The following is a 21818-nucleotide window of genomic DNA, read 5'->3' as shown; positions in this document are numbered from 1 at the left end:
GGACGAGGGCCGAAGGTCTGCCGGACGCTGGACGTTCAGTCGCCTGTCACCTGCGGCTGGTAGAACCTCGCCGTGGACGCGACGAAACTGCGCCGGGCCATCGCCCGTACCCCGCTGGCACCGGTGGCCGCCTTCCCCGGACGGCTCGCCCGGGTCGCCCGCTACGACGTGAAGGTGCTGCGCACCTCGGCCAGGTGGCTGGCCACCTCCCGGGAGCACCACAACTACACCTACGAGTTGACCCAGCTCAGCCGACAGCACCTCACCTGGTTCGTCAGCGTGGTCTGCGACGTCCCGGTGGCCCGGGTCCGGGGGTACCTCGCCGAGATCACCGGTGACGCGGCGCTGCGCCGGCACATCGAACAGGCCACCGCCCGGTCCGCTCGACGCGGCCTGGCCGACCGTCGGGTCCGCTACGCGCGCAGGGTCGGCTGGTACGCGATCGTCCGGGCCACCCGCCCCGCCCACGTCGTCGAGACCGGCACCGACAAGGGGCTCGGTAGCTGCGTGCTCGCCGCCGCCCTGCTGCGCAACGCCGCCGAGGGGCACCCCGGCCGGCTCACCTCGCTGGACGTCAACCCGGAGGCCGGCTACCTGGCCCGCAGCGCGCCCTGGTCCGACGTGATCGACCTGGTGGTCGGCGACTCGGTCACCGCGATCGCCGCCCTGGACCGGCCGGTCGACCTGTTCCTGCACGACAGCGACCACAGCCACGCCCACGAGCGCCGCGAGTTCGACGCGGTCGAGCCGAAGCTGGCCTCCGGCGCGATCCTGCTCACCGACAACGTCACCACCACCGGCGTGCTGGCCGAGCATGCCGAGCGCACCGACCGCCGGTTTCTCGCCTACCGGGAGACCCCGCTCGACCACTGGTACCCCGGCGACGGCATCGGCGTCGCCTGGTGAGGCCCGACCGACTGTGACCCGGGCCTGGCCGGCGGGGCCGGGCGGGGGACGGCACCCTGCGGCAGGGGCGGTGCCGGACGGTCGAGGCGCACTCCGCCGGCCGGGGGTTGCCCCGGGTCGGTCATGGATCGATGATTGCCGAACCACCACCACCGACGGAGGAGTCGAGATGCAGGTTCTCCACCAGCCCCGCGTGGCCTGGGACATGGCCCGGCTGATCGTTTCGGCCGTCCCCGACGACCGGCTCTTCGACTGGTTGTGCGACGAGGTCGGCGCGCTGCTCGGCCCCGACCACGCGCGGTCCCTGCGGGACACCCAGCAGCGGCTGCGGCCGTGGGCCCGGACCACCCCCGACGCCGCCGCCGTCGAAGCCGGCCGTTGGCGGGTCCGCCTGGAGGACCTGCTGCGCACCCGACCGGAGACCGCCGAGCCACTGCGGTCGCTCACCGTGATCGCTTCGGGGCTCTACCGCGACCAGACCGGTCGACCGGCTTAGCTTTCGCTTAGGCGGCTTGTCCCCGGGACGCCCGCTCCGGCAGCATCGGTCGGCGTGACCGATGGCAGCGTGTCCGAGGAACCCACAGGCGGCCCCGGGCCGGTCCGCAGCGCCCCTGACGGGTCCGCCGGCCGTCCCGGGCCGGGGCGTCGCCGCGCCCGGGGCGTCGGACGTCGCCGCTGGCTGGTCGCCGGAGGCGTCGCCGCGCTCGCCACAGTGCTCGGGCTCAGCCTGGCGCTGCGCTCCGGCGCCGCCCCGGCCTGCGCCGCCCCACCGGGCGGGCTTGCCGCGCCGGCCGGGTTCGCCGCGGCGGCCGGCGTCGCGCCGGTTGCCCTGGCCGCCGGGCAGATTCCGCTGGCGGCTCCACCCACCGGGGGTACGGTCCACAAGGGGAAGGCCACCTTCTACGACTCGAAGGGTGCCGGCGGGAACTGCTCCTATCCGTCCGCCCCGGCGAACCGGCTCTACGTGGCGCTCGGTCCCACCGAGTACAGCGCCGGCGCGGCCTGTGGCGGCTACCTCGACGTCACCGGCCCCCGGGGCACCGTCCGGGTCCTGATCATGGACCAGTGCCCGGAGTGCGCCGCCGGGCACATCGACCTCTCCCGCGAGGCGTTCGCCCGGATCGCCGACCCGGTGCAGGGCATCGTCACCGTCAGCTACCGTGCGGCGGTCGACCCGCCGCTGGCCGGCCCGCTCACCTTCCGGATCAAGGAGGGCGCCTCGCAGTACTGGTTCGCCGTGCTGGTCGCCGAGCACGGCAACCCGCTGCGCACCGTCGAGGTACGACAGGGCTCCGGCGCCTGGCGTACCACCGCCCGGCAGGACTACAACTACTGGCTGGTCGACTCCGGGGCCGGTCCCGGGCCGTACGCCGTCCGGGTCACCGACGTGTACGGCCACCGGGTCACCGCCACCGGCATCACCATGTCCCCCGGCCGGGTGCAACGCAGCACCGTGAAGATGTACGGCGGCGGCAGCGCCCCGGCTGCGCGGGCGACCCCGTCCACCCCGTCCACCCGGTCGTCCTCGCCACGCCCCAGCGTCACCGCGAGCCGGACCACCGCCAGCCCGTCGGCGGTCGCGTCCGCCGCCGCACCCGCCCCGCAGGACGGGACCGGCGTGCCCGCTCTCGCCGCATCGTCGGCGCCGGGCGCCGGCCGGCCGGTCGGCTGCGCCTCGCGGGGCTGACGGCCCGCCGGCCGCCCACCTCGCGCTGCCCGGCCCTCGCGCTGTCTCGCCTCGCGGGTCGGCTCGGCCCGCGCCACCACCTCGGGGAGGTTGCGGTGGCGGAATCAGCCGACGCCACCGCGTCGCCGACCCTGGGTTGATCGGGCGGCAGAGCGGGGGTGGTCAGGCTGGGGTGTCCAGGTCGAGCCACATGAGGATCTCGTCACGATCGTCGCCGGGCGCCACCCGCAGCGCGCCAGGCAGCCGGCCCACCTCGCGGTAGCCGAGCCGGTCGTAGAACCCCTCCAGGCCCAGCCCGCCGCGCACCGTCACGTGCAGCGCCCGCCAGCCCAGCCCGGGTGCGCGCCGGGCGGCCTCCCGCATCAGGGCCCGCCCGTAGCCGCGCCCCTGGGTGTCCGGGTGGACCATCACCCGCTTGAGGACGCCCCAGTGCGCCTTCAACCGGAACCGGTTGTCGGTGAGGAACAGCACCGCGACCGGCCGGTCGCCCTCGTACCCGACCAGCAGCCGGTCCGGGCCGTCGGTGACGGCGGCGAAGGCGGCCTCGGCGACGGGGCGTACGTCGGTGACGGTGACCGGGGCGACGAAACCGACCGCACCACCGGCGTTGGTGGCGTCGACCCAGAGGTCGACGACCTGTTCACGCAGCTCGGAGGTGAGGTCGGGGTCGAGGACGAAGCGCAGGCTCACCCTGCCGATCCTGCCGCCCCGACCCGACCTGAGCCCCCGATCGTGACCCTCCTGACAGGGTCGGGTGGTGCGGGAGGGGGGACTTGAACCCCCACGTCCTTTCGGACAATAGGACCTAAACCTACCGCGTCTGCCATTCCGCCACTCCCGCTCGGGTCAGAGTTTAGAGCGTCGGGCGGAAACGGTGGAGAGCCCGGCCCGGCGCAGAATGTTCGAGACCGTCCCGTGACTGACGACGCAGCTGCCGTCCGTCGCCTGTCGGACGAACTCGGCGAGTTTCCGAGGGCCAAGCTCTGGACGGGCCAGCGCATACCGGATGACGGTCTGGTGGTGCGGGGAACCGCCCGGCTCACGGCGCGGGGCGGTGACGCTGCCGGTGGTGGCGAGCCGTGCCGGAGCCGGGAGATGTGGTTACGGTGGCAACCGATTCGTCGGGCCGCCTCGCTCGGCCCGACGGCACCCACCTCCACCTGCCGGATCATCTCTGCGATCTGCTCTGCGTCGACCGGTTCGTGACGCGGTGGCGGTACGGGCGGGTGGGATGCGACAAGCGCCGGAGCTGACCGGTTGCGCCCGGCGTAGGTGGGGGTCTGACTGTGGCAGTTGGGGCAGAGCAGGCGCAGGTTCGGTGGCCGGTTGTCGAGGAAGTCACCGTTGAGGTGGTCGACATGCAGGGTCACCGGGCCGCCCCGCCAGACCGGCCCGGTGCCGCACTCCTCGCACTCGTCCGGTACGCCGATGTCGCGTAGCGCGCCCTTGAGCCGGGCCCCCGGGACGCGTCGGGAACCGTCCGGGAGCGGACGCAGCACCTGGGCCGACGGGGTGCGTCGTCCGGGCGGTCCGCTGCTCGCCGGGCGGCGGGTGAAGTGGGAGGTGTCGATGCCGAAGCGGCGCAACTGCCGGCTGATATGGGCGTGTGAGCCACCGTTGAGGCGTACGCCGAGCAGCCGCAGCACGCCGGTGACGGAGTGGGCGGCGGCGGCTGCCTCGGCGAGCACCTGGGGTGGATATCGGTACCGGACCACACGCCGAGCGTAGTGGCCGGGTGTGACGCGCTCAGTCGAGGCCGAGGTCGCGGCGCAGCTTGGCGACGTGGCCGGTGGCCTTCACGTTGTAGAACGCGTGCTCGACCTTTCCGTCCGGGTCGATCACGAAGGTGGACCGGATCACCCCGGTCACCGTACGGCCGTAGAGCTGCTTCTCGCCGAAGGCGCCGTACGCGGTGAGCACCGCCTTGTCGACGTCGGCGACCAGCGGGAAGGTGATCGCGTCGCGCTCGCGGAACTTCGCCAGCTTGGCGGGCTTGTCGGGGGAGATGCCGACCACCTGGTAGCCGGCGGCCCGGAGCGAGGCGAGCGAGTCGCGGAAGTCGCAGGCCTGCTTGGTGCAGCCGGGGGTCATCGCCGCCGGGTAGGCGTACAGGATGACCCGGCGACCGCGCAGCGCGGCCAGGGAGAGCGTCTCGCCGGTGTCGGTGGGGAGGGTGAAGTCGGGGGCGGGGTCACCGGGGGCGAGGCGGTCGGGCGCGGTCATGGCGACGACCCTACCGCCGGGGTGCGACGCCCCAGCCCAGCCCCGCCGGCGGTGAGCAAGGCCATGCCTTGTTGCCGCATCTTGGCAACAACAGTCTTCGGGAAATAGGCTGAGCCCGCCGGCCGACTGGGAGGTCACGTGGAAACTCTGGCGATGCACATCTCGAACGGGATCATCAACGGTCCCGTCGCGGGCGTCTTCGCGGCCGTCGCGCTGGCCGCCCTGACCTTCTGCGTGCTGCGCGGCCGGCGCGACCTGGACGACCGGTTGGCGCCGATGGCCGGCCTGGTCGCCGCGTTCATCTTCGCCGTGCAGATGCTCAACTTCCCGATCTTCACGGCCGGGGTCTCCGGTCACCTGCTCGGCGGCGCGCTCGCCGCGCTGCTGGTCGGCCCGTGGGTCGGCGCGCTCTGCGTGTCGGTGGTGCTGATCGTGCAGGCCCTGGTCTTCGGCGACGGCGGCGTCGCCATGCTCGGCCTGAACATCACCAACATGGCGCTGCTCGGCACCGCGGCGGCGTACCTGCTGATCGCCGGCCTGCTGCGGGTGCTGCCCCGCACCCCCACCGGCCTGGCGGTGACCGCGTTCGTCTCGGCGCTGGTCAGCGTGGTGGTCGCGTCCCAGGGGTTCGTCGTCCAGTACTGGCTCGGCGGCACCACCGACCTGGGCGGCAACCTGACCGGCCTGGCCGGCACGATGGCCGGCGTGCACCTGCTGATCGGCATCGGTGAGGGGCTGATCACCGCGACCACCGTCGCCACCGTCGCCAAGGTCCGGCCCGACCTGGTGTACGCGTTGCGCGCGCTGAAGCCGGCGACCGCGCCGGTGCCCGTTCCGGCTGTCGGAGGTGTCCGGTGAGGAAGCGTTCCTGGGGTTTCGTGGCGGTCGGTCTGCTTGTCGCCCTGGTGCTGGCCGGAGTGGTCAGCAACTACGCCTCGTCGCACCCGGACGGCCTGGACTCGTCACTGCTCAAGGGCTGCACGGTGAACGCCGACGACGAGATCACCGGCGGTTCCTGCCCGGCCCAGCAGTCCAAGGACCACGAGTTGGCCGACAGCCCGCTCGCCGACTACGGCATCCGGGGCGTGGACAACGGCTTCCTCTCCACCGGCCTGTCCGGGGTGGTCGGGGTGCTGCTCACCTTCGCCGTCGGCGGCGGCGTCTTCTGGTTGCTGCGCCGCCGCGGCCCGGCCGACACCGGCGACGGGCGGTCCGTCGACGCCGACGGCCGCCGGTCCGTCGACACCGACGGCCAGCACTCCGCCGACGACCGGCAGCCCGCAGCCGGCACCGCCGGCTGACCGGGCGGTACGACGTGGGTGCCGGACACGCGCACGTGCTCTACCGGGACACCCCCTCCCGGGTGCACCGGCTGCCCCCAGAGGTGAAGATCGCCGCGATGGTGCTGTTCACCCTGGCCGTGGTGGCCACCCCGCGCGAGGCGTTCTGGGCCTTCGGCGGGTACGCCGTGCTGGTCGCCGTCGTCGCCGTGCTGGCCCGGGTGGGCCCGCGCTGGCTGTTGTTGCGGGCCACGATCGAGCTGCCGTTCGTGCTCTTCGCCGTCGCCCTGCCGTTCCTCGGGGCCGGTGAGCGCACCGGGTTCGCCGGGCTGAGCCTGTCGGTGGACGGCCTGCACGGGGCGTGGAACATCGTCGCCAAGGGCACCCTGGGGGTGCTCGCGTCGCTGCTGCTGGCCGCGACGACCACCACCCGGGACCTGATCGTCGGCCTGGACCGGCTGCGCTGCCCGCAGATCATCACCCAGATCGCCACGTTCATGCTGCGCTATCTCGACGTGCTGGTCGGTGAGGCCCGCCGGATGCGGGTGGCCCGGGTCTCCCGGGGTGACGACCCGCGCTTCCTGTGGCAGTTGCGCGGCTTCGCCGCCGGGGTGGGCGCGCTGTTCCTGCGGGCCTTCGAACGGGGCGAGCGGGTCTACCTGGCGATGCTCTCCCGGGGTTACACCGGGCGGATGCCGGCGGTCTGGCAGGGTGCCGGCGCGGCGACCGCCGGGCAGTGGGTGGCGGCGGCCACCGTGCCGGTCGTGGCGGTGGCCATCGCCGCGACCGCCGTCGTCCTGACATGATCGGGTACGTGCAGACCGCTGTCTCCCTGGACGTGCGTGGCGTCCGGTACGCGTACCCGGACGGCCACGTCGCCCTGGCCGGGGTGGACCTGGCCGTGCCGCGCGGCGAGCGGGTGGCCCTGCTCGGCCCGAACGGCGCCGGCAAGACCACGCTGGTGCTGCACCTCAACGGCATCCTCACCCCGACCGAGGGGGTGGTGAGCGTGGGCGGGCTGACGGTGTCCCGGGACCGGGACACGCTGGCCGAGATCCGTCGCCGGGTGGGCATCGTCTTCCAGGACCCGGACGATCAGCTCTTCCTGCCCACGGTGGCCGAGGACGTGGCGTTCGGCCCGGCGAACCTGGGGCTGCGCGGTGCCGAGCTGGCCACCCGGGTGGACGAGGCGTTGACCGCGGTGGGGATGGCCGAGCACCGGGACCGGGCCCCGCACCACCTGTCGTTCGGGCAACGTCGCCGGGTGGCGGTGGCCACCGTGTTGGCGATGCGCCCGGAGATCCTGGTCCTCGACGAGCCGTCGTCCAACCTGGACCCGGCGGCCCGCCGCGAGCTCGCCGAGATCCTGCGCGCCCTGCCGGTGACCCTGCTGATGGTCACCCACGACCTGCCCTACGCGGCGGAGCTGTGCGAACGGGCGGTCATCCTGGACGCCGGGCGGATCGTCGCCGACGCCCCCACCGTCGACCTGCTCACCGACTCGGCCCTGCTGGCCCGGCACCGCCTGGAACTGCCCCACGGCTTCCAGCCGCAGCGTCTGCGTTGATCCCGCCGGCTGGGGTGGCGGCGCGGGCGGCGGCGTGCAGCCGGAGCAGACCGGCCCCGACCGCGCCCACCCCGCCGATCAGCACCCCGGTGAGCAGCACCCGGGCGGTGCCGCCCGACCAGGGCACCGGGGCGACCGCGCGGGACAGCACTGTCAGGTTGGCGACGCCGACGAAGAGGGTCAGGCACGCGCCGGCCAGCGCGAGCACGAAGTCGGCGGCGGGTCGTCGGGCCAGCGCCCAGCCGCCGGCCGCCATCGCGCCCAGCCCGGTCAGCAGCGGCCAGAGCTGCCCGGCGAGCAGCCCGAGCAGCACCCCGCCGACGCCCTGCGCGCCGGCGTCCAGCTCGCGGCCAAGCACCAGGGAGACGGCGGCGGCACCACCGAGGGCGAGCACCGCGCCGACACCGCGCAGCGCCCGACTGCCCGCCCCGGTACCGGCCGGCAGCAGCCCCGCCGCGCCGACCAGCAGGGCACCGAGGGTGGCGGCCACCCACCACGGGTACGGGTCCGGCGGCGGCACCCAGTCGAGCGTGCCGTGCAGCTCCACCGGTTCGTCGCCGGCGCGCAGCGGCACGGTCCACTCGCGGACCCGGTGTTCCCGGCCCGGGTCGGCGGCCACCTGGGCCGGCACTCCGGACTCCCGCCACAGGGCGCGCTGGTCGTGCCAGCGGACCCGCTGGTCGTCGCTGATCCTGCGCCACTGCGGTGCGGCGGCCGGGTCGGCGGTGGCGGGCAGCGCGGTGTCCCCGGCCAGGGTGCGGTTCAGGTAGGTGGCGGGGGAGCGGGCGTTCTCGTACGCCCCGCCCGGCCCGACCCGCAGGTACGGCTCACCGGAGTAACCGGTCACCTCGACGTCCCGGCCGGTGTGGTTGACCAGTTCCAGTCGGGCGCCCGCCTCGACGGCCCGGACGGTCAGCCCCGGCCGGGCAGGGGTGATCCCGGTCACGATGGTGCGGTAGTCGGTGCCGTCGGGGGCGTCCGCCCCGTGGGCGTACGCCGGTGCGGCGGTGCCGAGCAGGCCGAGCAGTGCGGCGGTGACCAGCAGGACGGCCCGCCGCAGGGGTGCCGGGGTCACTTGCCGGCCGCCTCCACGGCTGCGGTGATGCCGGCCGGGCTGCGGTCCTCCACGGCGGTGCCGTTCACCTTGATGGTCGGGGTGCCGGTGACCCCTGCCTTGCTGGCGTCGTCGGTGACGTGCTCGGTCCACGCCTTGTACGTCCCGTCCCTGACGCAGGAACCGAAGTCGTCCTTGGCCAACCCGACGCCCGCGCCGATGTCGATCAGCTGGTCGTTGCTCAGCCCGGCACTGCCCTCGGCGGGCTGCTGGGCGAAGAGCGCGTCGGTGAACTCCTTGAACTTGCCACCCTTGGCCGCGCAGCCCGACGCGGCCGAGGCGCGGGTCGAGTATTCGGTGGTGGAGAACCGGTTGAGGTAGGCGACCGGGTGGAAGACCACCCTGGCCTTGCCCGAGGAGACGAGCTGGTCGACGGTCTCGCCGCTGGTCTGCTGGAACTGCTTGCAGGCCGGGCAGAGGTAGTCCTCGTACAGGTCGATGGTGACCGGCCCGGTCCCGAGCACGATGCCGGTGCCGGCGTCGTTGGCCCCGGGCGGGGCGGTGAAGGTGTCCGACTTCTGGCCGGAGTAGACGCTCCACCCGATCAGGCCGGCGATCACCAGCAGCACCACCGCGCCGACGGACGTCCAGAGGGTCCGTTTGCGGCGCTTCTCCCGGGCGAGCTGTTCGCGGACCACCCGCGCGGCCTCGTTGCGTCCCTTGCGACTACTCATCGTCGTCCTCCACGGGTGGGTCGCCCGCGAGCCAGCCGTCCACCGAGAACGGGGTGCGGGGCCAGATCAGCAGGAATCCGGCCAACGCCAGAAATCCCAGGTCCCGGAGGATCTCCGGGAGGTAGCTCGGGGCCTGGCCGGCGGCGAGCTGCCCGCCACTGCCGAAGCACCCGCAGTCGATGGCCAGGCCCCGGGCCCAGGCCGAGGCGATGCCGGCGATGAAGACGAGCAGCAGAGCGGCGGAGATCCCGGCGCTCAGCCGGGTCGCCAACCCGACGAGCAGCAGCAGGCCCAGTGCCAGTTCCACGAAGGGCAGCGCGGCGCCGACCGCCGTCGCCACCTCGTACGGCATCACCTGGTAGGCGTTGACGGCCCGCCCGGAGGCGGCCAGGTCACCGACCTTGGCCCCACCGGCGAACAGCCAGACGGCGGCCAGGCCGAGCCGGACGGCGACGCCGAGCCAGGGCCGGACGACCGGCCAGCGTCCGGCCGGGGTACGCGCTGCGGTCACGCCCATTGGTCGTACCGTCCGGTCCTCGGGTTCCCTGGCCGGGCCGACCCCCGGCGGGCCGGCCGGGACCGGGTGGGGGCGGTCGGCGAGCCGTGGCGGACGGTCGCGGCGGGGGCGCGGTGAGCGGGGATCACGACAAGCCAGGCTACGCGGCGTGGCTGTGGCGGGCAGGGTCCTTCGGCCCTTTGCATGGTCCCGCTCACGTCGGGAACTTTTTCCTCCTGCCATCCGACTACCTGCTCATGACGTGCCACCACCTACGGCAGGCGCCCTCGCCGCCGTGGTCGCCCCGTGCCGTCCCGGGGTGGCCGGGTGGGCGCACCGCGCCCCGGTCAGCGAGCATGGCGGGATGAACGCAGTCGATCGTCGCTGGCTCGCCCGGATGGGCGCCGCTGCCGGCCTGCTGGTCACCCTCGTCGCCCTGCTGCTCGCCCCGGCCGGGCCGGCGAGCGCCCACGCCGTGCTCTCCAGCAGTAGTCCGGTGGCTTCGGCCGTGGTGCCGAGCGCCCCGTCGGAGGTGGTGCTGACCTTCTCCGAGTCGGTCCGCAAGGTCCCCGACAAGGTGCGGGTCATCGCCCCGGACGGCTCCCGCGCGGACCGCGGCGAGCCCCGGTTCGAGGGGTCGGTGGTGACCATCGGGGTGGACCCGGCCGGGCCGCAGGGCACCTACCTGGTCAGTTACCGGGTGATCTCCGCCGACAGCCACCCGGTCTCCGGTGCGTTCACCTACTCGGTGGGGGCGCCGTCGGCGCCACCCACCGACTCCGGCTCGGACAGCCGGGCCGACCCGGTGGTCGGCGTGGGCGTGAAGGTGGCCAGATATCTGGGGTACGCGGGCCTGCTGCTGGTGGTGGGTCCGACGCTGGTGCTGGCCGCGCTCTGGCCGCTGCGGCTGTCCCGGAAGGGGCCGGCCCGGCTGTTGTGGGCCGGCACCGGGCTGCTCGCCGCCGCGACCGTGGCCGAGGTGTGGTTGCAGGTGCCGTACACCGCCGGTGGCGGGTTGTTCGACGTCACCGGGGAAGGGCTGGCCGAGGTGCTGGGCAGCGGGTACGGCACCGCGCACCTGATCCGGCTGGGCCTGCTGGCGGCCGCGGTGTTCCTGCTCCGGCCGCTGACCCGGGGGCCGGTGGGGCGTACCGACGGGTTCATCCTGACCGGGCTCGGGGTGGCCGGGCTGTTCACCTGGCCGCTGGCCGGGCACCCGGCGGCCTCCCCGGCACCGGCGGTCTCGGTGCTCGTCGACGCGGTGCACCTGGGCAGCATGGCGGTCTGGCTGGGCGGCCTGGTGATGCTTGCCGGGTTCCTGCTGCGCCGTGCCGACGAGCGGGAGCTGGGGGCGATCCTGCCGATCTGGTCCCGCTGGGCGGCGCTGGCGGTGGCGGCCCTGCTGCTGGCCGGTGTCGTGCAGGGGCTGATCGAGGTGGCCACCCTCCAGGCCCTCACCGGCACCACGTACGGCCGGTTGCTGCTCGCCAAGATCGGGCTGTTCGCGCTGGTGGTGGGGGTGGCCGCGTACTCCCGGCAGTTGGTGCGGCGACGGACCGCGGCGGCCCGGCCGATGCCGGTGCGGCGCGCGGTCTGGGTGGAGTTGGCGGTCACCGCGGTGATCCTGGGGGTCACCGCGGTCCTGGTGCAGACCCCGCCGGCCCGGACCGCCGTGGACGGTGGGGCGGGCGCGCAGAGCGGCTACTACTCGACCACGCTGACCAGCCCGATCTACTCGCTCCAGGTGGAGCTGGACCCGGCCGAGCGGGGCAACAACTCGATGCACCTGTACGCCTACACGCCTGACAACCGGCCGCAGCCGGTGGTCGAGTGGAAGGCCACCGCCGCGCTGCCCTCGGCCGGGGTGGAACCGATCGACATTCCGATGCTGCGGCTCACCGACAACCACGCGACAGGGGAGTTCAGCTTCCCGTCGGCGGGGGAGTGGCAGCTGCGCTTCACCGTCCGTACGTCCGACATCGACCAGGCCACGGTGACCGCCACCGTGCCGATCAAGTAAGAAGGGCCCGTCCCAGATGATCCGTCTCCGGCGCACCGCATCCGCCGCCGCGCTCACTCTCACCGCCGTCGCCGCCACGCTGCTCGGCTTCGCCGGGCCGGCCGCCGCGCACGTCACGGTCAACCCGAAGGAGGCGACCCAGGGTGGCTACGGCCGGTTCGCCCTGCGGGTGCCCAACGAGAGCGACACCGCCTCCACCGTGAAGATCGAGGTGAACCTGCCGGAGAACGCCCCGGTCGGTTCGGTCTCCACGATGCCGGTGCCGGGGTGGACGGTGGCGGTGGAGAAGCGCAAGGTCGACCCGCCAATCGAGGTGCACGGCAGCCAGCTCACCGAGGCGGTGTCCAAGCTGACCTGGACGGCCGCCGCCGGTGGGGGCGTCAAGCCGGGCGAGTTCCAGGAGTTCCCGATCTCGTTGGGTCCGCTGCCGCAGGTGGACAAGATGGTCCTCAAGACGCTCCAGACCTACTCCGACGGCAACGTGTCGCGCTGGATCGAGGAGCCCACGCCGGGTGCGGAGGAGCCGGAGAACCCGGCGCCGGTGCTGACCCTGACGGCGGCGGCCGGGTCTCCTTCGGCGGCTCCGGCGGCCGCCGCGCCGGCGGCGAAGGACGACGACGATGACGACGACTCGGGTTCGACGGCGATCGTGCTGGGCGTCGCCGGTCTGCTGGCCGGGCTCGGCGGGTTGGCCCTCGGCGGGCTGGCCTTCGCCCGGACCCGGCGGGAGTCGACGCCGAAGTCCTGACCTGCGCTGCCACTACCGGCCCGTCGGATCCGTCCGGCGGGCCGGTACCGCCTTTCCGGTGGCCGGACGCGGTGACGGCCCTCCGCGCTGCCGACGCGGAGGGCCGTCTCACCGGGGGATCGGTGCGCGGTGAGCCGTGACCGGCTGATACCAGATTAGCGTGGAAAGTCGGTCAAGGTGTCGTCTGTCCCTTTGTTTCGCTCGCCCGGTGGGTCGGGAGTGGTTCCCGGCGGACCGGGAGCAGCACCAGCAACAGCAGTGCCAGCAGCACGTACGCGTTGCGGAGCAGGAACTCCCAGGGGGTGTCCGTCCGGGCGGGTGCCACCCCCCAATCGTGGAACGAGACCACCCCGTACACGATGACCAGGCCGGTGCCGGTGGCCAGGGTGAGCAACCGACGGCGACGCCGCGCCCCCGCCTCGGTCTTCCGGTCCGCGTCGAGCGCGGCGTCCACCAGCACCACCACCGCCGGAACGAACCAGTAGATGTGGTGGGTCCAGGTGATCGGGCTGACCAGCCCGCCGATCAGCCCGGTGAGGGTGAGGCCGGTCAACCAGTCGCCGGCCCGGGCGGCCCGGGCCGCCCGGTGCAACCCGTACCCGAGAATGGCGACGACCAGGACTCCCCAGAGCAGCCGGTTCGGTTCCTCCGGGGCGTCGATCCGGCTGAGCAGGCCGAACAGCGACTGGTTGCCTGTGTAGTCGGTACGCCCGACCCGGTCGGTGGCCCACAGTTCGTGGGTCCAGAACCGCCACGAGTCGCGGGGCGCCACCGCCGCGGCCAGCAGCGTCGCCGCCGCCGCGGTGACACTTGCCACCACTGCCGCCCGCCACCGCCGGGTCACCAGCAGGTAGACGATGAAGATGCCCGGAAAGAGCTTGAGTGCCGTGGCCAGCCCGATGCCCACCCCGGCCCAGCGTCGTGCCTGCGGTACGGCGAAGAGCAGGTCGGCCAGGATCAGCACCACCAGCAGCATGTTGATCTGACCGAAGGTGATCGTCTCCCGGGTGCTCTCCACCGCGAAGACCAGCAGCACCGCCACGGTGAGCGCGAACGTCCGGTGCAGACCGTGCCGGTCGATCACCGGCAGCACCAGCCACCTGGTGGTGACTACGACACCGACGCAGGTCAGCGCGGTGAAGACGACGATGGTCAGGCCCAGCGGCAGCACCCCGAACGGCCGCAGCAGCAGCGCGCTGAACGGTGGGTACGTGAAATAGAGCTCACCCTGCACCCGGTCGGGCTGCACGTAGTCGTAGAGCGGATGCCCCGACGCCCACCAGTCCATCGCCCGCATGTAGATCTTCAGGTCGAAGAAGTCGTGCACCAGGCCCGGCAGGTAGAGCGCCGGCAGCACGGCGGCCAGCGCCAACACCGTGACGACCCGGCGGACCGTACGGCTTCGCTGGTCCTCCGGGGCGGTGACGGTGGAAGCGACGGATTCGGCGGGCACGGGGAAACCCTAGCGGTCCCACCCCGCGACGGTGCCGAGGCGCGGGGACCTGGGCTGCGCGTAGTCTGTCCCGGTGGCTGACCTTCTCGTCTGGATCGACTGTGAGATGACCGGGCTCGACCTCGGCAGCGACAAGCTGATCGAGGTCGCCGCGTTGGTCACCGACCCCGACCTCAACGTGTTGGGGGAGGGTGTGGACGTGGTCATCCACGCCGACGAGGCGGCCCTGGAGGCGATGCCGGAGATCGTCCGCACCATGCACGCCAAGTCCGGCCTCACCGAGGAGGTACGCCGCTCCACGGTGACCCTCGCCGAGGCCGAGGACATGGTCCTGGAGTACGTCACCAGCCACGTGAAGGACCCGCGTACCGCGCCGCTGTGCGGCAACTCGATCGCCACCGACCGCGGCTTCATCGCCCGGGACATGACCCGCCTCGACGCCCACCTGCACTACCGCATGATCGACGTGTCGTCGATCAAGGAGTTGTGCCGGCGCTGGTACCCGCGGGTGTACTTCGGTCAGCCGCAGAAGGGGCTGGCGCACCGGGCACTCGCCGACGTCCGGGAGAGCATCCGGGAGTTGGAGTACTACCGGCGCACCCTGTTCGTGCCGCTGCCGGGCCCGGACGTGGAGACGGCCAGGGCGATCGCCGCGCAGCTCTAGCCCGGTCCGCGCGCCGGGGGCGCAACCCGGTGGACGGGCCCCGGCCGGGTGTGGCTATTATTAGTCCGCACCCGCCCGGGAGACCGACGCGGAAGGCATGGTGGCTGTAGCTCAGTTGGCAGAGCACCGGGTTGTGGTCCCGGTTGTCGTGGGTTCAATTCCCATCAGTCACCCGTTTGGTGGATCTTCTCCACCGCAGCTCAGGCCCCCTCATCGGAGGGGGCCTGAGTCGTTGTAGGGGAGAGGTAGGGGAACTCAGTTCCGCGCGGTCCCCTCCTGCCGGCGGGCGATCCCATCGACGTACCCCTCCGCGTATCCCTGCGAGAGCACGGACTGACGGTTCCCCAACTCCTCCGCGACCAGCTGGGCGACCTCCTCGCGCAGGGCTTCGTCGTTGCTCGCGGCGTCGACCCCGCCTCCAGGCCCGCTCGGGCGCGCAGTGATCAGGTTGCCGGCGATCATCCAGAGCACCAGGTCGGTGGTCGCGGCGGCGATCAGCTCCGGCAGGACCGGGTCGGTGGTGGTGACGGCGTAGGCGACGATGCCGGCGAGCAGTAACAGGGCGGTGGTGATAGCGGCGGTGGCGCCGAGGCGGTGCATGAGCATCTCCGATCGGTGAGACGGGGGAGGGATCGAAGGTCGGGTGCGGTCCGGCCGGTGGGCAGGTGGCTGGTGCTGGTCCGGTGGTCGGGACTGCGTAACGGGATTGATGCAGGTCGACCGGCCGGGGATCGAACCACTGTACGAGATGGGTCGCCCACGCGTGGGACGTATCCGCTGTTTGGCGGGTCAGCGACCAGCGGCTATGCACGGGGCGTGTGGGGACGACAACCGGCCCGTAGTTGCGCATAGGCAATTACCTATGGCGTTCCGGACGTATCACCGCATGGCGGGCGCTTAGGTGTCAGATCCGCGACGACACGATACGCACATCGTGACCAGCCGGACGGGTCGGACAGCCGCGCCATGATCGCCAACCATGGGAGCGCTACCGGGGTCGCAGCGTCACCCGGTCCGACGGGTACACCCCGCGCAGCCGGCCGCCCATCGTGACCATCAGCACCGGCACGCCCTCCGGGATGTCCAGCTCTTCGCGCTCAGCCGGGGTCGGCATCCGCGCGCTGACCAGTGCGCCCCGGGGCACCGAGACGATCTCCCGCTCGGCCACCTCCCGCACGCGTGTGCCCCGACCCGACGCCGCGTCGACCAGGCCCTCAGCGCGCAGCTCGGCGACGGCCCGTCGCACCGTGCCCCGGCCCACCCCGTGCTCCTGACTCAGGCGCGTCTCGCTGGGCAGCAGCCCACCCGCAGGGTAGGTGCCGTCCAGGATGCCGGTGCGCAGCACTGCGGCGAGCTGGTGGGCGACGGGCACCCGGGTGTGCGGGCTGATCACAGGGCGGACGCTAGGAGCGGCCAGGTGGACGTTCGCCCCGCGCAACGTTCGAACGTTCGCGGCGCTCTACTCGTCGGCCACGTACACCCCGGCGCCGGCCCGGCCCACCGTCAGCCCCCGGTCTCGGGTCAGCTCCAGCGCCCGCTGGATGGTGGACACGCTGACTGAGTACAGGTCGGCCAGCTCCCGCAGCGCGGGCAGCTTGGCACCTGGCGGGTACTCGCCGGTGCGGATGCGGGCGGTCAGGTCGTCGGCGATCTGTCGTGAGGACATGGGGATGGGCATGGTGGATCTCCGGATGGTCCGGTCCCTGGTTGGCCTGGCCAGTAGACCACGACGCGCCGGTAACCTCGGTCTGTCATTGCGTAGTGGTCACACAGTGACCTAGGTTGACCGGTGGGCCGTCCCTGGTTGGCGCCGGGTTGGCCCCCAGCCGGGCCGGGTGGACCCCCGTGCCACCTCGGCCCGGCACCTCGCCGCACCACCGGCTGGAGGCACCATGACCGACCCGCACCGGCACACCTGGCCCGGTGGGCGCTGCCCCGACGGCGACCAGATCCCCCGACCGCCCCGGGCGCCCGTCCCGTCCCGCTGGCCCGGCTGGGTGATCGCCGCCGTGGTCCTGGTGCTGATGGCCGCCGGCATTGCCGGGTGGTGGCAGCGGTGACCGGGCCCAGCGACGAGCAGGTCGCCGGGTGGTGGCGGGTGATGGACGAGCACCGGCAGCGGGGCGGCCTCTGCCCGGTCTGCCGCACGCCGCGCCGGTGCTGGGAGCGGGCCGAGGCGTTCGGGCAGCTGCTGACGCACGACCAGCTGCACCGGCCGCGCCCGACGGTGCCGACTCCCTGACCCTGGACGCGCGGCAGCCCCCGACCAGCACGGTCGGGGGCTGCCCTGCGTCAAGGGGTCAGGTGCGTCGGCGGCCCATCAGGGCGATCAGGCGGCGCCCGAGCCGGCGACGCTTGCCGCTGCCCTCGCAGGCCCGGCAGTCGCGCCAGTGCTGCTCGTCAGGGCCCATGTGGATCCCGCCCCCCTTACAGCGGGTGCAGCGGCCGTTCGGCCAGATCATGCACTCGGCCATGTACAAGGCGGTGAGTCCGATAACGACCAGGACTACCGACCCTGTGCCAGGGGGCAGAGGGCCGGACGACAGGACGTGCATGGGGGCCTCCAGACGAGGGTTTCAAGGGGGTTGGGTCGATTGCCGCGCCGATCCCTCTACCGGGGCCTACAGCGCAGGTCAGAGCGCCCTACCCCTCTACCTACTCTGGTAGAGGGGTGGTCTACTTTCCGCCCCATCCGGCCCCCCGGTAGAGGGAAGGCCGGATGGGGGCAAAAAAGACGAATCGTAGAGGGGTGGGGTCTACGGCTGGCTGAGAAAGTCCACCGGCAATGCACCCAGCAGGTCCGACTTGTACCAGCCGTTCCGGTTGACGCTGCCGATCTTCACCTGCGTCGTGGACCGCTTCACGCCGGCCTCCGCCAGCTCGATGGCCAACTGGTCCGGTGAGTACGAGCCGTACATCTCCTCATCGACGTTGACCAGCCCGGCCAACACGTCGCTCGTGTGCATTCGGTCGCTGTGCCGCATCACGTCCAGGACGTCGGCGAGGATCCGCGGCACCCGATACCCGGCGTCGTCGGCAGCCTCCAGCACGTCACTGGCGGCGTCACCCTCCAGCGTCCCGGCAGCCTGCCGCAGCTCACGCCCCCGCTGGCCGATCTCCAGGAAGCCTGGCATGTCGATGTAGTCGCAGCGCACCGTCACGTACGAGCCGGGGCCAGTCAGAAGCACCCCGACGCCCTTGTGGTACTCCTCCAGCACCGATGCGTCAGCGCCCATGGCGGCCTTGCCCTTGCCGAGGACCATGTCGGAGCTGGGCTTATCGGTGACCTGGGTGCAGAACCGGTAGTCGATGACCTCCCGCAGCTTCGTCGGCACCGACTCGGCGTCGGGTCGCTGGCTGGCGAAGTTCGGGATGTAGCCGGCGGCCCGACCGCGCCGCACGATCCGCGCCATCCGGTTGACCGCCTCCTCCCGGTCGTCCTTGTCCATGGCGGTCAGGAACTCTTGCAGCTCGTCGACGGTCACCATGGTGACGGGCAGCTTGTACTTGGCGCTGATGTGTGGGGTCAGCTTGCCGTCCGGGCAGATGCTCGGTGGCAGCGACCCGAGGATCGCGAACCGGCGTTCCATGTCGGCGAGGATTTCGCCGAGCATGTCCAGGAACGCCTCCAGGGCGTCCGGTTCGGCACCGAGGACCAGGCGGTACGCAACGGCCCGCATGGCCCGCCAGTCCGCGCCGCCCTTCCCGTCGGCCACCATGTGCCGCACCGACGGGTCGAGCATCCCGGCCGCGCTGGGGATGCGCTGGGCCGACGACTTACCCCGACCGGGCAGACCACCGAAGAACAGGCTGTGCTCCAGCAGGGACAGTTCGACGCGCTCACCGCGGGCGTCGCGGCCGAACGGGATCGGATCCCAGATGCTCCACTGGTCGGCCTTGGCCAGCGGCGACGGGGTGTTCGGCCCAAGGTACGGGTCGTCGTCGGCCACCCAGATCTTCAGCCGGCCGGCGTGCCCGCCGGAGTTGGCGCGGACCCGACCCATCAGGACCTGAATCTCGTCGACGCCCAGCTCGGCGGCGAGCACGTCGCGCTTGCCGATGGCGTCGGCGGCCGTCTTGCCCCCACCTCGGGGCATGTCGATCACAGCAGCCCAGCCGCGCCCATCGCGCATGATCGGGGCGACCCGGCGCAGCTCAACCTCGCCCTTGAGTAGCCCGGCGGCCCGAAACGCCTCGTTGAGGATCTGCATGTTCAGGTCCTGGGTGGCGTCCGGGTGCGGCGAGTCGAGGATCGCCGGGCCGGAAGTCCCCTTCCATCCGGCGGCTGTAGCGGCGGCGGTGAGGACCACGCCGAGACCGTAGAGCACCTCGTGGCCGACGAAGACGGTGGTGATGGTGAGGGCGAAGGCTCCACCGGCGCTGCTGTAGCCGAGCCGCTTGACTCGCCGTACGGCGACTTTCCCGCGCTCCAGGGTGTTGTCGCGGACGTCGGTCCACTGAGCGTTCAGGGTGGCGTCCTCGATGACCTTCGCGTACTCCCCGGCGGTGATCCACCGGCCGAACCGGTACGCGCCCCGCCCGGCGCCGCGCACCGTGCGGAACACCACCCGCACCCCATACTTCGGGGAGCGTGCGAGGTGCCACCTGGAGCGGTACGACAGTCGCCGGCCGACGGCGCGGACCTGGCCGCCGAGGGCGATGCGGGACTTCGCCCAGTCGGGCAGCACCGGACCCCACTCGCCTTCGGGCGTCTGCGCGTAGACGTCGCCCTCAACCAGGTCTGGGCGGGTGGGCTGCGACGCGGGCGCCGTCGGGGCCGCCTCGATGCTGGGCTGGCGGGGGAACGGGAGTACCTCCCCCAGGGGTGCTGCGGTGTCGGTCATGGTGCTCTCCTTGCGGCTGGTGCTGCTGGGTGGGGATGCGGTGCCCGGCCGGGCTGGACGCTGGTGGCCGGGCACCGCGAATCGGTCAGTCCTGCGGGTCGGTGGCGGCGATGCGGTCCAGCTCGTCGGCGAGGTGCGGCAGGCCGGCGGCCCGGATCTGGTCGCGCACCGCGGCGTGCTTCTGCGGGTCGCCCTTCGCGGTGATCAGGTCCCGCTCCAGGCGTCGGATGTCGGTCTGCTTCGGCATGGTCAGCTCTCCGTCCTTCGGGGCGGCCAGGTGGTCTGGCGGTGGTTGTGGCCGTTGACGGCGGCGGTCGGCTTGGGCCAGTAGCGGCGGACGGTGCGCTCACCGATCTGGAGGGTGGCGGCCACGTCGGCTTGCGTCATGGCCGGTTTCTTTGCGATCAGGGCGGCCACCTTCTGCTCAGTGCTGGCCGGTTCCTTGGCCGCCTTCCCACCGGCCACCGGGCGGCCACCGTTGGCCGGTTCCTTGGCCGGTCTCGCCGGGCGCTCGGGGGCCACGACGGTTACCGCGATGGCCGGTGCCGGCCGGCCCATCCGGCGGGGCCGGCGCGCAGTAGGTGGCCGCCACCGTGGCCGGTAGACGATCGGCACCGGGGCGGGCGCGGGCGGCTCGTCGACCGTCGGGGCGGCGATCTCCAACGCCACGTCCAGGTCATCGTCGACCGGCAGCCGGCCGCCCTTCCGGACCGGCCGGTCCTCCGCAGCGTGGCGCTTGCGATCCTCCCGCTCGGCCCGGCGCGCGAGCCGCTCGGCGTTGTAGCCCTCCCACGCCCGGCGCGGGTCCGTCTCGTAGTGGTCGATGCTCCACCGCTTCGCCTGCCACGCCCGGATCGGGAACGCGCGGATCCGCTGCGGGGAGAAGTCGACGCCGCTCTCGTCGATCAGCGACGCGTCCTCGGCGAGCAGCTGCACGTGCTGGGCGCGGCGAGTGTGCAGCCCCCACAGCCACGGCGACAGCAGCGACAGCAGGGCGAACGCCACCGCCGCAGCCGTGGGCGCACCGCCCTCACCGGCGAAGTGCGCGTAGTTGATCGCGGCGACCAGGCCGGCAACACCCCACGACGCGCGGCGCAGCGACGTCGCCGTGCCGTGAGCCTTGAGCATGAGCGCGTCGTGGGCGTGCCACTGCACGTACACGGCGATGGACTCCAGGGCGGCGGAGAACGCCACCGCGAACGCCACCCGAGACGGCCCGTTCCACGTGGCGGGTGCGATCTCGGAGTAGGCGTAGGCGGCCTGGGCGTAGGCCGCGCCCCCGTTGATGAGCAGCAGCGGCAGGACCGGGCGCAGCTTCGCGGCGAACGCGGCACGGGCCTTGGCGTTGCGGTCGCGTCGCTCCGCCCGCTCCGCACGGCGGACGGTGTCGCGGCGGCGGCGTTCCTGCTCGTCGGCGATGGCCTGCCGGCGGGCGAACTCCGCCTGCGCCTCCTGCTGCTCCCGGGCGAGCTGCGCCTCAACACGGGCACGCTCCAGCTCGAACCGGGCCTGCTCCCGCTGGGCGGCGATGCGGGCCGCCTCCAGCTCCGGGTCGACGGCACGTCGGAAAAGGCTCACCGCTTGCCGCCCTTCTTCGGCTGCGTCGGCTGGCCACCGAACGGCCGGTGCTCGCTGACGAAGTAAGTGCGGCCGGCCTTCGCCGAGCGGGTGAGGCCATCGGAGGACTTGAAGAGGTCCGGGCTGGTCGACCGGGACTTGCGGGTGCGCTTCGGCTCGTGGGCGGTCATCGGGCGGTCAGCTCCTTCGCGCGGATGGTGGTGGCCGGGCGCTGCGCCGGGGCGGGCGTCGGCTCGCCGTGCTGGGCGCGGATCGCGGCAGCCGCCTGGTCGGCGTGGCCCTCGACCAGGCGGCGGGCCACCAGCAGCGGGCCTCCGATGGCGACGGGACCGCCGAGCAGGATCAGCAGCAGGTGGTTCATCAGGACTCCAGGGAGATCGAGACGCACATGCCGCCGGCACCCAGCTCGGCGCCGCACGGCTGCGTCACGTGGTTGTGGTGGAAGGCCAGGGCCGCCAGCACGGCGCACACGGCGACGGTGCGGTGGACCAGGCGGTTGATTCGGGCACCCATGACGGGGGACTCCTCGGGGAGAGGTGGGCAGGCTGAGGGGGCCCGGCGGCG

Annotated in this window: 27 protein-coding genes and 2 tRNA genes; 13 read left to right on the top strand and 16 right to left on the bottom strand. The window is 72.8% G+C overall.

Annotation, left to right across the window (positions count from 1 at the left end; genetic code table 11):
* Positions 1-72 precede the first annotated feature (72 nt).
* The 3 genes from OHQ87_RS18940 (at position 73) to OHQ87_RS18930 (ending at position 2593) form a co-directional block, all read left to right on the top strand.
* Positions 73-906 (top strand): O-methyltransferase, encoded by an 834-nt coding sequence (locus OHQ87_RS18940; protein ID WP_328339621.1) that lies wholly within the window; start codon positions 73-75, stop codon positions 904-906.
* 169 nt (positions 907-1075) lie between these two features.
* The gene (locus OHQ87_RS18935; protein WP_328339619.1) at positions 1076-1402 is read left to right on the top strand and encodes a hypothetical protein; all 327 of its coding nucleotides are present in this window, start codon (positions 1076-1078) and stop codon (positions 1400-1402) included.
* 54 nt (positions 1403-1456) lie between these two features.
* Complete coding sequence (locus OHQ87_RS18930) at positions 1457-2593, top strand: expansin EXLX1 family cellulose-binding protein (RefSeq protein ID WP_328339617.1); 1137 nt, start codon at positions 1457-1459, stop codon at positions 2591-2593.
* 162 nt (positions 2594-2755) lie between these two features.
* On the opposite strand, the gene OHQ87_RS18925 is transcribed toward OHQ87_RS18930, so the two are convergent.
* The 3 genes from OHQ87_RS18925 to bcp form a co-directional block, all read right to left on the bottom strand.
* On the bottom strand, positions 2756-3283 hold the full coding sequence (locus tag OHQ87_RS18925) for a GNAT family N-acetyltransferase (RefSeq protein WP_328339615.1): 528 nt from the start codon (positions 3281-3283) through the stop codon (positions 2756-2758).
* Positions 3284-3348: 65 nt separating this feature from the next.
* Positions 3349-3434, bottom strand: a tRNA-Leu gene (locus tag OHQ87_RS18920).
* A 905-nt stretch (positions 3435-4339) separates the two neighbouring features.
* Positions 4340-4816 (bottom strand): thioredoxin-dependent thiol peroxidase, encoded by a 477-nt coding sequence (bcp, locus tag OHQ87_RS18915; protein ID WP_328339614.1) that lies wholly within the window; start codon positions 4814-4816, stop codon positions 4340-4342.
* A 138-nt stretch (positions 4817-4954) separates the two neighbouring features.
* Between bcp and OHQ87_RS18910 the strand changes: the two genes are divergently transcribed.
* From OHQ87_RS18910 to OHQ87_RS18895, 4 genes are read left to right on the top strand one after another with little or no spacing between them, the layout of a single operon-like run.
* On the top strand, positions 4955-5674 hold the full coding sequence (locus OHQ87_RS18910) for an energy-coupling factor ABC transporter permease (protein ID WP_328339612.1): 720 nt from the start codon (positions 4955-4957) through the stop codon (positions 5672-5674).
* On the top strand, positions 5671-6117 hold the full coding sequence (locus OHQ87_RS18905; RefSeq protein WP_328339610.1) for a PDGLE domain-containing protein: 447 nt from the start codon (positions 5671-5673) through the stop codon (positions 6115-6117). Before OHQ87_RS18910 ends, OHQ87_RS18905 begins: the two co-directional genes overlap by 4 nt.
* Before the next feature lie 14 nt (positions 6118-6131).
* Positions 6132-6902, top strand: coding sequence for a cobalt ECF transporter T component CbiQ (gene cbiQ / locus OHQ87_RS18900; protein WP_328339609.1), 771 nt, complete (start codon positions 6132-6134; stop codon positions 6900-6902).
* Positions 6899-7663, top strand: a complete 765-nt coding sequence (locus OHQ87_RS18895) for an energy-coupling factor ABC transporter ATP-binding protein (RefSeq protein WP_328339607.1) — start codon at positions 6899-6901, stop codon at positions 7661-7663. The genes cbiQ and OHQ87_RS18895 overlap by 4 nt, the downstream gene beginning before the upstream one ends.
* Here the strand turns inward: OHQ87_RS18895 and OHQ87_RS18890 are convergent.
* Genes OHQ87_RS18890 through OHQ87_RS18880 form a run of 3 tightly spaced genes read right to left on the bottom strand, consistent with a single transcriptional unit; the run spans position 7590 to position 9968 of the window.
* A complete protein-coding gene (locus OHQ87_RS18890; RefSeq protein WP_328339605.1) occupies positions 7590-8738 on the bottom strand; it encodes a hypothetical protein in 1149 nt (382 codons plus the stop codon). The genes OHQ87_RS18895 and OHQ87_RS18890 overlap by 74 nt on opposite strands.
* Complete coding sequence (locus OHQ87_RS18885; RefSeq protein ID WP_328339603.1) at positions 8735-9451, bottom strand: thioredoxin domain-containing protein; 717 nt, start codon at positions 9449-9451, stop codon at positions 8735-8737. Before OHQ87_RS18885 ends, OHQ87_RS18890 begins: the two co-directional genes overlap by 4 nt.
* Positions 9444-9968, bottom strand: a complete 525-nt coding sequence (locus OHQ87_RS18880; protein WP_328339601.1) for a MauE/DoxX family redox-associated membrane protein — start codon at positions 9966-9968, stop codon at positions 9444-9446. The genes OHQ87_RS18885 and OHQ87_RS18880 overlap by 8 nt, the downstream gene beginning before the upstream one ends.
* A gap of 343 nt (positions 9969-10311) precedes the next feature.
* Here OHQ87_RS18880 and OHQ87_RS18875 point away from each other — a divergent pair, with 343 nt between their 5' ends.
* Positions 10312-11967, top strand: coding sequence for a copper resistance CopC/CopD family protein (locus OHQ87_RS18875; RefSeq protein ID WP_328339599.1), 1656 nt, complete (start codon positions 10312-10314; stop codon positions 11965-11967).
* A gap of 16 nt (positions 11968-11983) precedes the next feature.
* On the top strand, positions 11984-12715 hold the full coding sequence (locus OHQ87_RS18870; RefSeq protein WP_328339597.1) for a YcnI family copper-binding membrane protein: 732 nt from the start codon (positions 11984-11986) through the stop codon (positions 12713-12715).
* 172 nt (positions 12716-12887) lie between these two features.
* Here the strand turns inward: OHQ87_RS18870 and OHQ87_RS18865 are convergent, their stop codons facing one another.
* Positions 12888-14168, bottom strand: a complete 1281-nt coding sequence (locus tag OHQ87_RS18865) for a glycosyltransferase family 87 protein (protein ID WP_328339595.1) — start codon at positions 14166-14168, stop codon at positions 12888-12890.
* 73 nt (positions 14169-14241) lie between these two features.
* On the opposite strand from OHQ87_RS18865, the gene orn reads away from it, so the two are divergent.
* Positions 14242-14832, top strand: a complete 591-nt coding sequence (gene orn, locus OHQ87_RS18860) for an oligoribonuclease (RefSeq protein ID WP_328339593.1) — start codon at positions 14242-14244, stop codon at positions 14830-14832.
* Positions 14833-14932: 100 nt separating this feature from the next.
* A tRNA-His gene (locus OHQ87_RS18855) sits at positions 14933-15005 on the top strand.
* Between the two features lie 82 nt (positions 15006-15087).
* On the opposite strand, the gene OHQ87_RS18850 is transcribed toward OHQ87_RS18855, so the two are convergent.
* The 3 genes from OHQ87_RS18850 to OHQ87_RS18840 all read right to left on the bottom strand — a co-directional run bounded on the left by OHQ87_RS18850 (position 15088) and on the right by OHQ87_RS18840 (position 16510).
* A complete protein-coding gene (locus OHQ87_RS18850) occupies positions 15088-15438 on the bottom strand; it encodes a hypothetical protein (protein ID WP_328339591.1) in 351 nt (116 codons plus the stop codon).
* Positions 15439-15820: 382 nt separating this feature from the next.
* The gene (locus tag OHQ87_RS18845) at positions 15821-16225 is read right to left on the bottom strand and encodes a GntR family transcriptional regulator (protein ID WP_328339589.1); all 405 of its coding nucleotides are present in this window, start codon (positions 16223-16225) and stop codon (positions 15821-15823) included.
* 66 nt (positions 16226-16291) lie between these two features.
* Complete coding sequence (locus OHQ87_RS18840) at positions 16292-16510, bottom strand: winged helix-turn-helix domain-containing protein (protein WP_328339587.1); 219 nt, start codon at positions 16508-16510, stop codon at positions 16292-16294.
* Between the two features lie 214 nt (positions 16511-16724).
* On the opposite strand from OHQ87_RS18840, the gene OHQ87_RS18835 reads away from it, so the two are divergent.
* Positions 16725-16892 carry a hypothetical protein gene (locus tag OHQ87_RS18835; protein WP_328339585.1) on the top strand — a complete coding sequence of 56 codons (168 nt, stop codon included), beginning with the start codon at positions 16725-16727 and terminating at the stop codon, positions 16890-16892.
* On the top strand, positions 16889-17074 hold the full coding sequence (locus tag OHQ87_RS18830) for a hypothetical protein (RefSeq protein WP_328339584.1): 186 nt from the start codon (positions 16889-16891) through the stop codon (positions 17072-17074). Before OHQ87_RS18835 ends, OHQ87_RS18830 begins: the two co-directional genes overlap by 4 nt.
* Before the next feature lie 514 nt (positions 17075-17588).
* Here OHQ87_RS18830 and OHQ87_RS18825 read toward each other — a convergent pair.
* The 6 genes from OHQ87_RS18825 to OHQ87_RS18800 form a co-directional block, all read right to left on the bottom strand.
* Positions 17589-19676 carry a hypothetical protein gene (locus OHQ87_RS18825; protein ID WP_328339583.1) on the bottom strand — a complete coding sequence of 696 codons (2088 nt, stop codon included), beginning with the start codon at positions 19674-19676 and terminating at the stop codon, positions 17589-17591.
* 85 nt (positions 19677-19761) lie between these two features.
* Positions 19762-19923: a hypothetical protein gene (locus OHQ87_RS18820; protein WP_328339581.1), complete on the bottom strand. Its 162-nt coding sequence runs from the start codon at positions 19921-19923 to the stop codon at positions 19762-19764.
* A 2-nt stretch (positions 19924-19925) separates the two neighbouring features.
* Complete coding sequence (locus OHQ87_RS18815; protein ID WP_328339579.1) at positions 19926-21254, bottom strand: hypothetical protein; 1329 nt, start codon at positions 21252-21254, stop codon at positions 19926-19928.
* On the bottom strand, positions 21251-21424 hold the full coding sequence (locus OHQ87_RS18810) for a hypothetical protein (protein WP_328339578.1): 174 nt from the start codon (positions 21422-21424) through the stop codon (positions 21251-21253). The genes OHQ87_RS18815 and OHQ87_RS18810 overlap by 4 nt, the downstream gene beginning before the upstream one ends.
* Positions 21421-21615, bottom strand: coding sequence for a hypothetical protein (locus tag OHQ87_RS18805; RefSeq protein ID WP_328339577.1), 195 nt, complete (start codon positions 21613-21615; stop codon positions 21421-21423). Before OHQ87_RS18805 ends, OHQ87_RS18810 begins: the two co-directional genes overlap by 4 nt.
* Positions 21615-21767, bottom strand: a complete 153-nt coding sequence (locus tag OHQ87_RS18800) for a hypothetical protein (protein ID WP_328339576.1) — start codon at positions 21765-21767, stop codon at positions 21615-21617. The genes OHQ87_RS18805 and OHQ87_RS18800 overlap by 1 nt, the downstream gene beginning before the upstream one ends.
* Positions 21768-21818: the final 51 nt, after the last annotated feature.

The organism is Micromonospora sp. NBC_00421 (assembly GCF_036017915.1).
Classification (GTDB): Bacteria; Actinomycetota; Actinomycetes; order Mycobacteriales; family Micromonosporaceae; genus Micromonospora.
The sequence above is the reverse complement of the archived record's forward strand: the minus strand, read 5'-3'. Positions and strand labels throughout refer to the sequence as shown.

What these genes read in the sequence shown, in the direction of transcription:
- OHQ87_RS18820 (WP_328339581.1), bottom strand. Translation starts at nt 19,923, where the DNA reads ATGCCGAAGCAGACCGACATCCGACGCCTGGAGCGGGACCTGATCACC.
- OHQ87_RS18825 (WP_328339583.1), bottom strand. Translation starts at nt 19,676, where the DNA reads ATGACCGACACCGCAGCACCCCTGGGGGAGGTACTCCCGTTCCCCCGC.
- OHQ87_RS18880 (WP_328339601.1), bottom strand. Translation starts at nt 9,968, where the DNA reads ATGGGCGTGACCGCAGCGCGTACCCCGGCCGGACGCTGGCCGGTCGTC.
- OHQ87_RS18835 (WP_328339585.1), top strand. Translation starts at nt 16,725, where the DNA reads ATGACCGACCCGCACCGGCACACCTGGCCCGGTGGGCGCTGCCCCGAC.
- OHQ87_RS18895 (WP_328339607.1), top strand. Translation starts at nt 6,899, where the DNA reads ATGATCGGGTACGTGCAGACCGCTGTCTCCCTGGACGTGCGTGGCGTC.
- OHQ87_RS18810 (WP_328339578.1), bottom strand. Translation starts at nt 21,424, where the DNA reads ATGACCGCCCACGAGCCGAAGCGCACCCGCAAGTCCCGGTCGACCAGC.
- OHQ87_RS18800 (WP_328339576.1), bottom strand. Translation starts at nt 21,767, where the DNA reads ATGGGTGCCCGAATCAACCGCCTGGTCCACCGCACCGTCGCCGTGTGC.
- bcp (WP_328339614.1), bottom strand. Translation starts at nt 4,816, where the DNA reads ATGACCGCGCCCGACCGCCTCGCCCCCGGTGACCCCGCCCCCGACTTC.
- OHQ87_RS18875 (WP_328339599.1), top strand. Translation starts at nt 10,312, where the DNA reads ATGAACGCAGTCGATCGTCGCTGGCTCGCCCGGATGGGCGCCGCTGCC.
- OHQ87_RS18885 (WP_328339603.1), bottom strand. Translation starts at nt 9,451, where the DNA reads ATGAGTAGTCGCAAGGGACGCAACGAGGCCGCGCGGGTGGTCCGCGAA.
- OHQ87_RS18935 (WP_328339619.1), top strand. Translation starts at nt 1,076, where the DNA reads ATGCAGGTTCTCCACCAGCCCCGCGTGGCCTGGGACATGGCCCGGCTG.
- OHQ87_RS18870 (WP_328339597.1), top strand. Translation starts at nt 11,984, where the DNA reads ATGATCCGTCTCCGGCGCACCGCATCCGCCGCCGCGCTCACTCTCACC.
- OHQ87_RS18805 (WP_328339577.1), bottom strand. Translation starts at nt 21,615, where the DNA reads ATGAACCACCTGCTGCTGATCCTGCTCGGCGGTCCCGTCGCCATCGGA.
- OHQ87_RS18850 (WP_328339591.1), bottom strand. Translation starts at nt 15,438, where the DNA reads ATGCTCATGCACCGCCTCGGCGCCACCGCCGCTATCACCACCGCCCTG.
- OHQ87_RS18840 (WP_328339587.1), bottom strand. Translation starts at nt 16,510, where the DNA reads ATGCCCATCCCCATGTCCTCACGACAGATCGCCGACGACCTGACCGCC.